Genomic DNA, 1,593 nt, shown 5'->3' on the forward strand with positions numbered 1-1,593 from the left:
GCTGCCGTCCGTGGGGTCCGGCTCGGGGCCGGGGTCGTCGCCTGTCGGGGCGGGGGCCGGCGTCTGGCTGACCGTCGGCTGCGGGCTCGCGCCGCCCAGCGCCGCCAGCACGTCCAGCCGCGGCGTGACCACGTCCTTGTCGTTCGCGCGGTACGCGTACGGCCTGCCGGTCGAGGTCAGCCTGGCGATCAGCTCGGCCATCGGCGTGTCCGGCGACTGGGCCTTCAGCAGCGCCAGCGCGCCCGTCACGTGCGGGGTGGCCATGGACGTGCCGCTGTGCACGGCCTTCTGGTTGTCCGGCACCGACGACTCGATGTCCACGCCCGGCGCGAACAGGTCGACCAGCTCGCCCCGGTTGGAGAAGTCGGCGATGACGTCGTTCCCGTCGTTGGCGCCGACGGCCACGGCCGAGGAGACGCACGCCGGGAAGGAGACGCCGTCGTAGTACTCGTTGCCGGCCGCCACCACGGTCGCGATGCCCTTGGCCAGCAGCGAATCCACCAGCGGCTTGAAGGCCTGGCCCTCCTCGCTGGTGTCGCAGGAGGTGTCGAACAGCATGCCGCCGAGGCTGAGGTTCACCGCGGCGACGGGCGTGGACAGCTCGGCCACGTGCTCCATGGCCAGCCGCAGCGACGACTCGTACGCCAGCAGGCAGGACGGCTCGCCGCACACGCTCTCGTCGTCCACCCGGCTGAACACCTGGATGGCCACGATCTTCGCCTCCGGCGCCACCCCTTCGGCGCCGGCGGCGATGCCGGCCACGTGGGTGCCGTGCTCGCACAGGTTCACGCCGCCGGCCAGGCACCTGTCCGTGACGGCGTTGGCCGCGCCGGTCCCGATCATGCTGGTCTGGCCGTTCGGGCAGAGCGACGTGACGCCCTCCTCCACGGCGGAGAAGCACGCCTCCTCCACGACCCGGCCGCCGAACGACGGGTGGTCCAGGTCGATGCCGGTGTCCAGGACGGCCACCGCCTGCCCGTTCCCCTTGAACCCCTTCGCATGCGCCTGGTCGGCGCCGATGAGCTGGAGGTTGGACACCTCGGCCGGGGGATAGGCGTGGTCGCGGTGGACGGAGCTCACGCGCGGGTCCTCCGCCAGCGTGGCCAGTTCCTCGGCCGTGCCCTCCACGACCATGAACGGCTGCGTCCGCGAGCGCAGCACCACGTCCACGCTCTCCTCGGCCGCCTTGGCCGCTATCGGCTCGCGCTGGGAGGTGTCGGTCAGCTCGACGATCGCCCGTACGGTGCCCTGGTCGAGCGCGAGGCCGTCCTCCAGCTTCTCCTCCGGAGGGGTCGGTTGCGCCGACGTCTCGGAGGAGGGCGCGGGGTCGTCGGCGTACGCCGGGATGACGGGGGTCGCCGTGAGCAGGGCGAGCGTGGTCACCCAGGTGACCAGGGGGCGAAGTCGCACGCGTCCTCCGAGCAGGGGGATGATCTCGGAGTTTAAGGTGATTTATCCGGCAGGCCCAGAGGCGGGCGAGGTTTCTCGGCGAACTCTGGGCGACCTCCCAGCGACGTCCGGGTGCGCGGCGGCCCCCATCGGCGGGCCCCTCAACGGCCAGCGGCGGCGGCTTGCGCCCCGGCCGCGGCCGCC

General features: G+C 72.8%; 1 protein-coding gene. It reads right to left on the reverse strand.

From position 1 onward, the window contains the following. Nucleotides 1–1,410: S8 family serine peptidase (locus tag AB0H81_RS44755; protein WP_358388700.1), on the reverse strand; the 1,410-nt coding region annotated here is incomplete at its 3' end. Nucleotides 1,411–1,593: the final 183 nt, after the last annotated feature.

Origin of the sequence: Nonomuraea sp. NPDC050691, from assembly GCF_040654455.1 — a bacterium.
Taxonomy (GTDB): Bacteria; Actinomycetota; Actinomycetes; order Streptosporangiales; family Streptosporangiaceae; genus Nonomuraea.